The organism is Pseudomonas sp. GD04158 (genome assembly GCF_029834875.1).
Classification (GTDB): Bacteria; Pseudomonadota; Gammaproteobacteria; order Pseudomonadales; family Pseudomonadaceae; genus Aquipseudomonas; species Aquipseudomonas hydrolytica.
This window is the reverse complement of record NZ_JAODYT010000135.1, coordinates 1-6054: the sequence shown is the minus strand read 5'-3', so window position 1 is coordinate 6054 and position 6054 is coordinate 1. Positions and strand designations below refer to the sequence as shown.

The 6054-nt window shown below is 65.8% G+C and carries 7 protein-coding genes and 2 pseudogenes; 5 read left to right on the top strand and 4 right to left on the bottom strand.

The features are described from left to right. Together N7333_RS23710 and cobF are read left to right on the top strand one after the other, a co-directional pair. Positions 1–246: pseudogene (locus tag N7333_RS23710) on the top strand (magnesium chelatase); the annotation flags it as partial. Continuing rightward, a complete protein-coding gene (gene cobF, locus N7333_RS23705; protein ID WP_129483740.1) occupies positions 243–1010 on the top strand; it encodes a precorrin-6A synthase (deacetylating) in 768 nt (255 codons plus the stop codon). The pseudogene N7333_RS23710 and the gene cobF, both read left to right, overlap by 4 nt. A 97-nt stretch (positions 1011–1107) precedes the next feature. On the opposite strand, the gene N7333_RS23700 is transcribed toward cobF, so the two are convergent. The 3 genes from N7333_RS23700 to N7333_RS23690 form a co-directional block, all read right to left on the bottom strand. Continuing rightward, positions 1108–1725 carry an NAD(P)H-dependent oxidoreductase gene (locus tag N7333_RS23700; protein ID WP_129483739.1) on the bottom strand — a complete coding sequence of 206 codons (618 nt, stop codon included), beginning with the start codon at positions 1723–1725 and terminating at the stop codon, positions 1108–1110. 21 nt (positions 1726–1746) lie between these two features. Beyond that, entirely contained in the window at positions 1747–2235 is a 489-nt protein-coding gene (locus tag N7333_RS23695) for a carboxymuconolactone decarboxylase family protein (protein ID WP_129483738.1), read from the bottom strand. 397 nt (positions 2236–2632) lie between these two features. Then, positions 2633–3544, bottom strand: coding sequence for a LysR family transcriptional regulator (locus tag N7333_RS23690; RefSeq protein ID WP_129483737.1), 912 nt, complete (start codon positions 3542–3544; stop codon positions 2633–2635). A gap of 140 nt (positions 3545–3684) precedes the next feature. Between N7333_RS23690 and N7333_RS23685 the strand changes: the two genes are divergently transcribed. After that, on the top strand, positions 3685–4428 hold the full coding sequence (locus tag N7333_RS23685; protein WP_129483736.1) for an SDR family oxidoreductase: 744 nt from the start codon (positions 3685–3687) through the stop codon (positions 4426–4428). An 84-nt stretch (positions 4429–4512) separates the two neighbouring features. Next, the gene (locus N7333_RS23680) at positions 4513–5082 is read left to right on the top strand and encodes a flavin reductase family protein (protein ID WP_129483735.1); all 570 of its coding nucleotides are present in this window, start codon (positions 4513–4515) and stop codon (positions 5080–5082) included. Between the two features lie 12 nt (positions 5083–5094). Here the strand turns inward: N7333_RS23680 and N7333_RS23675 are convergent, their stop codons facing one another. Continuing rightward, positions 5095–5706, bottom strand: coding sequence for a LysE family translocator (locus tag N7333_RS23675; RefSeq protein WP_129483734.1), 612 nt, complete (start codon positions 5704–5706; stop codon positions 5095–5097). A 93-nt stretch (positions 5707–5799) separates the two neighbouring features. Between N7333_RS23675 and N7333_RS23670 the strand changes: the two are divergent. Further along, a pseudogene (locus N7333_RS23670) lies at positions 5800–6054 on the top strand (AraC family transcriptional regulator); the annotation flags it as partial.

The window sequence follows — 6054 nt, the reverse complement described above, 5'->3', positions numbered from 1 at the left end:
TGGCTGCTGCGCCGTCAGCGCCTGAAACCGCACGAACGCCAGCGCCTGCTGATTCTCACCGATGGCCGTCTGCGTGACCTGCCAGCGTTGGCGCCGCTGCCATGCCCGACCCTGCTGCTCGATACCGAGCGCGCGCCTATCCGCCTGGGCCGCGCCCGCCAGTTGGCGCAGGCCCTACAGGCCGACTACCACCATATCGACGACCTGTCGCCCGGCGTGCCAGGGCGCACCTGGAGAACCCCATGAAAACCCTGCTGCTGGTCGGCATCGGTGCCGGCGACCCGGACTACATCACCTACCAGGCGATCAAGGCGCTGCGCCGCAGTGACGTGATCTTCCTGATGGACAAGGGCGCGGCCAAGCACAAGCTCAACGCCCTGCGCCGCGAGATCTGCGCGCGCTTTCTCGACGGCCACGCGCCGCGCTTCGCCGAAGGCCTGCAACCGGAGCGCGAGCGTGACGCCGCCGACTACCGCGCCAGCGTCGACGAACTCAACCGCGACAAGCAGGCGGTGTTCGAGCAACTGATCGACGAGCAGATGGCCGATGGCGAGACGGCGGCCTTTATGGTCTGGGGCGACCCCTCGCTGTACGACAGCAGCATCCGCATCATCGAGGCCATCGCCGCGCGCCGTAGCGATTTCGTCTATGACGTGATCCCCGGCATCACCAGCCTGCAGGCGCTGACCGCGCGCCATCGCATCCCGCTCAACAGCATCGGCCGCGCCGTGGAAATCACCACCGGCCGCCTGCTCGCCGAAGGCTGGCCGCAGGGCGTGGACAGCGTGGCGGTGATGCTCGACGCCAAGGACAGCTACCGCCGCTTCGTCGGTCAGGGGCTGCATATCTACTGGGGCGCCTATGTCGGCACTGCCGATGAAATCCTGATCGCCGGCCCGCTGGACGAGGTGGCCGAACGCATCGCCATGACCCGTGCCGAGGCACGGGAGCGTAATGGCTGGATCATGGATAGTTATCTGTTACGCAGGGAGCATGAGGCAGAAGCGTGACTGGTAAACGTTAAACATGCTCCGGCCGTGAATCTTCGCAGTCCACCATTGATGATCGTCGCTCTCGGCTGACGGACTGGATTGCAGCCAGCCGCCCTCAGCCTGGACCAAAGAAGGCCGCTATCCGGGCCTGCGCGACTGCGCGGGCCTGTTCCAGCGCCGAACCACCTCTGGCGGTGCCTTCCACGCAGAAGAAGTGCATGTCCCTCAGGCCAACCGTCGCCAGCGCGGCCTGCAGATAAGGACGCAGGAAGTCCGGTTGGCGCGCCTGCTCGCCACTGATCAGGCCACCCGAGGCGATGGCCACGTAAACCGGTCGATCCCGCAGGAGGCCGACCTTGCCCTGTGCTGTGCCGTTGAAGGTCACGCCGATGCGCATGATATGGTCGACCCAGGCCTTGAGCGCCGAAGGCAGCGTGTAGTTGTGCATCGGCGTGGCGATCAGCAGAACATCGGTGTCGTCGAGCTGGCGGATCAGCGCCGCAGAACGTTGCTGAGTGTCGCCTGGCTCGGCGTGCATGGCGGCAGCCGGCGAGGCCAGTGCCAGGGCGTAGCGGGCGTCCACATGCGGCAGGTCATTGACGTCGAGGTCCTGCACGGCGAGCGGCTGGCTGGCGGCCAGGGCCTCGATTACCCGCTGCGACAGGCGCAGGCTCTCCGAATCGGCGCCGCGCGGGCTGCCGATCAGGCGCAGCACACGGAGGGGAGCGGTCATGGCGATGCCTCCTCGGTGGCTTCAGGCCAGGCCGGCCTTGTCCAGACCGAACTGCGCATCGGCGGAACCCGGCACGGTGCGAAACGCCACGTTGAGGCGGTTCCAGCCGTTGATGGCGACCACCAGGAAGGTCAGATCGGACAGTTCCTGTTCGGAGAACTGCTCGCGCACGCTGGCGTAGATGGCATCGGAGACACCGTGCGGCGCCAGCTGGGTCAGCGCTTCCGTCCATTCCAATGCGGCGCGCTCCTGCTCCGAGAACAGGGGCGATTCGCGCCACACGGCGACATGGTGCAGACGCAGCTCGCGATCACCGTGGATCTTGGCTTCCTTCACATGCATGTCGACGCAGAAGGCGCAGCCGTTGAGTTGCGACGCCCGCAGCATCACCAGATGGGCCAGCGGCGCGAGAAAAGGGCTGCGGGTCAGCAGCATGGAAAATTCGGCGTACTTGCCGGAGGCCTTGGGAGAGAGGGCGAAATAGTCGAGGCGCTGGCTCATGGTTTTCATCCATATGCGAGTTGAGAAGAAACCGATGCCCCTCTGCAACTGGCAGTACCACTGCGGCCCGGTGAGGAAGAATGTACGCACCAGTGGCCTAGCCACATAGATCCATTTCCGCGGATTTTTATTGATCCACTTTGCACAACTGCCCCATTTGCTGTCTGGCCAGCGCCTGCCGAGTGGCGGGAGATAGGCTGCGTCCTACGCGCCGCAGCCTTGCGTTATGTGTGGCGATGCAGCAGGCCGATCACCTGGTGCAAGGTGGCCAGGCTGACCTGCCGGCCTGTGTTGATAGCATTCATGCGACGCTCCTGATCCCTGGTTTAGACGGCTTCAGGCAGGTTGCGGAGCGATAGCCGCGGCGGGCGCTTCGCAGGCGACAACGGCGTTGCCGTGAGCGACCTCAGCCCTGGGGAAACTGCGCCGGATCGGAGAAGCAGGCGCGCAGGTGATCGAACACCAGGCGCACCCTTGGCGGCACCGGGCCCTGCTGTGGGCGGTAGATGAACAGCTGCCAGGGATCGGGCGCCTGCTCCGTCAGCACCGCCTGCAGGTGGCCGCTTTGCAGATAGGGCTGCGCCAGGTAGGCGGGCAACTGGCCGTAGGCCAGGCCGGCGAGTACGGCCTCCAGCTCGGCTTCGGGGTCGTCGCACACCAGCGCTGGTGTGGGCGGATGCAGGCTGGGACCATGGGCGAATGTCCACGGCCAGGGGCGGCCATTCTTGCGGTCGATCAGCACCGACAGCGGCCGCTGCTGCAACTCGTCGAGGTCACGCGGTGCGCCGCTGGCAGCGATCAGTTCCGGCGTGGCCACCACCTGCAACGGCACCGGTGCCATGGCACGGGCGACATAGCGGCTGTCACGCAGGAAGCCGACACGGATGCCGATGTCGATCTGCGCCTCCACCGCGTCGGTGATCTCGTCCTCCAGGCGCAGGTTCAGCACCAGTTGCGGGTGCTGCTTGAGCAAGGGCTGCAGGAACGCAACCAGAAAGCGCTTGCCGATGGCCTGCGGCGCGGTGATGCCGATGCGCCCGGCGATGGCCGATTCGGCCTCGGCGCGGTGGCCGCGAAACAGCGCGTCGAAATCCTCCAGCATCTGCCGGGCGCGCACCGCGTAAGCCTCGCCGAAGGCGGTGATATGCACCTGGCGGGTGTTGCGGTGGAAGAGAATCTCGCCGAGCTCCTCCTCCAGCGCCTTGATCGCGCGGGTCACCGCCTGCGGGGAAACCCCCAGGCGAGTGGCTGCTTCGCGGAAATTGCTGCAGTCGGCCGCGCTGCAGAAGATGCGGATCATCTCCATGCGGTTGAGCATGTCGGGGCGCCTTTGTATTCCAGAATATGGAATAGCCTAATCCAAACTCTTCCATTCATTGAAACGGAAATCGCCCCTAACCTGAGCCCATGTCCGGCGTATGGCACGGACACTCCAACGAATCGAGAGAGGGCTTACCCATGAGCAACAACATTTCCGGCAAGGTCGTGGTCATCACCGGCGCCAGCAGCGGCCTGGGTGAGGCCACCGCGCGTCATCTCAGCCAACTGGGCGCCAAGGTGGTGCTGGCTGCGCGGCGCAAGGAGCGTCTCGAGCAGCTTGTCGGTGAGCTGATCGCCGCTGGCGGCGAGGCCGTGGCCTACCAGACTGACGTGACCCGCGCCGATGAGGTCAAGGCGCTGATCCAGGGCGCACTGGACACCTTCGGCCGCGTCGATGTGCTGGTCAACAACGCCGGGCTGATGGCCATCGCACCGCTGAGCGACGTGCGCGTCGAGGAGTGGGAGCGCATGATCGACATCAACATCAAGGGCGTGCTGTACGGCATCGCCGCGGCGCTGCCGGTGTTCCAGCAGCAGAACGCCGGGCACTTCATCAACATCGCCTCGGTGGCCGGGATCAAGGTGTTCAGCCCGGGCGGTACCGTCTACAGCGGCACCAAGTTCGCCGTGCGCGCCATCTCCGAAGGCCTGCGCCATGAGGTGGGCGGCAGCATCCGTACCACCACCATCGAGCCGGGTGCGGTGGACTCCGAGCTGAAGTTCGGCAGCTCCCACCAGCAGAGCCGCGACTTCGTCGTCGATTTCTACAAGCAGGCGATTCCGGCTGAGTCGGTGGCGCGCGCCATCGCCTACGCCATCGAGCAGCCGGCCGACGTCGACATCAACGAGATCGTCCTGCGCCCGACCGTACAGGAGTTCTGATCCACAGCCGCTACGGCAGGCGCTTGCGATGCAGGCCTTCACGGGCCAGCATGCGAGCGCCTTTTTTTGTTTCGAGGAGTCTGCATGAGCGCGCACATCCGTCCCGTCGACCTGGCCAAGGCCTACCGTCTGCTCAACCACGGCCCCACCGTGCTGGTGTCGGCTCGTCATCAGGCTGTGGATAACGTCATGGCGGCAGCCTGGTGCTGCGCCCTGGATTTCGAGCCGCCGAAGCTCACCGTGGTATTAGACAAGGCCACCCGCACCCGCGCGCTGATCGAGGGCAGCGGCTTGTTCGCCATCCAGGTGCCGACGGTGGCGCAGCTGCAACTGACCCAGGCGGTGGGCAATGCCAGCCTGGCGGATGACCCGGCGAAGCTGGTCCATGCCGGGGTCGAGCTGTTCACGATGGAAGATCACGACCTGCCGCTGGTGGCGGGCTGTTCGGCCTGGCTGGTCTGCCGGCTGATCGACGAGCCGCACAACCAGCAGGCCTACGACCTGTTTATCGGCGAGGTGATCGCAGCCTGGGCCGATGAGCGCGTGTTCCGCGATGGCCGCTGGCATTTCGAAACGGCCGACCCGAGCCTGCGCAGCCTGCATCACGTGGCCGGTGGGCATTACTACGCGATTGGCGAGGCGATCAAGGCCTGATCACGGACTTGCTCAGCGTGCCAGCGGCAACGCCACGCCGATCAGTACGAAGAGCACGCCGCAGCTGCGGTTGAAGGCACGGCCGCCGCGCTGCAGCCAGGGCCGCACGCGGAAGGCCAGCAGCGCCAGCAGCAGCTCGACGAGGAATTCGACCACGGCGAAGGTGGCGGCCATCACCACGAACTGCACGGCCAGGCCGCGCTGCGGGTCGACGAACTGCGGCAGGAAGGCGCCATAGAACAGGATCACCTTGGGATTCGACAGCGCCGACAGCAGGCCCTGGCGAAACAGGATGAAAACCTTCGGGCGTGCGCTGTCCAGTGCCAGACCGGGCAGCAGCGCCGGAGTGCGCCACAGCTGCACGCCGAGCCAGATCAGGTAGGCGCCGCCGATCCACTTCAGCGCCAGCAACGTGTTGGGCGCGGTCTTGAGCAGGGCACTGAGGCCGAACATGGCCAGGGCGATTAGCGTGCTGAAGCCGACCACGCCGCCGAGGATGGTGGCCAGCGCCATGCGTGCGCCGTACAGCCCGCCGTGGGTCAGCGCCAGCAGGCTGTTGGGGCCGGGCGTCAGCGCCAGGCCGAGGGTGGCGACGAAATAGACGAGCCAGAGTTCGAGGGCCATGCAGGTCTCCTGTGAGGGCGCGGCCAGTCTAGTCAGCGACAGTGTCGTGATTGAGGTAGATTCTGGTCATTTAAAGGTTGATTCTGGACTGACATGGCCGAATGCCCCGATCTGCGTTTTCTCCTGCTGCCCCTGCCGGAGTTCGCCTTGCTGCCGTTCGGTGGCTTTCTCGACAAGCTGCGCTTCAGCGCCGACGACGAGGACTACAGCCGCCAGCGCTACTGCGCCTGGACCATCCTCGGCCTGCAGCCGGGGCATGTGCTGTCCAGCAGTGGCGCGGCGCTGCGCATCGAGGCCACGCCAGAGGAACTCGATCTGGCCGACTACGACTACCTGGTGCTGTTCGGT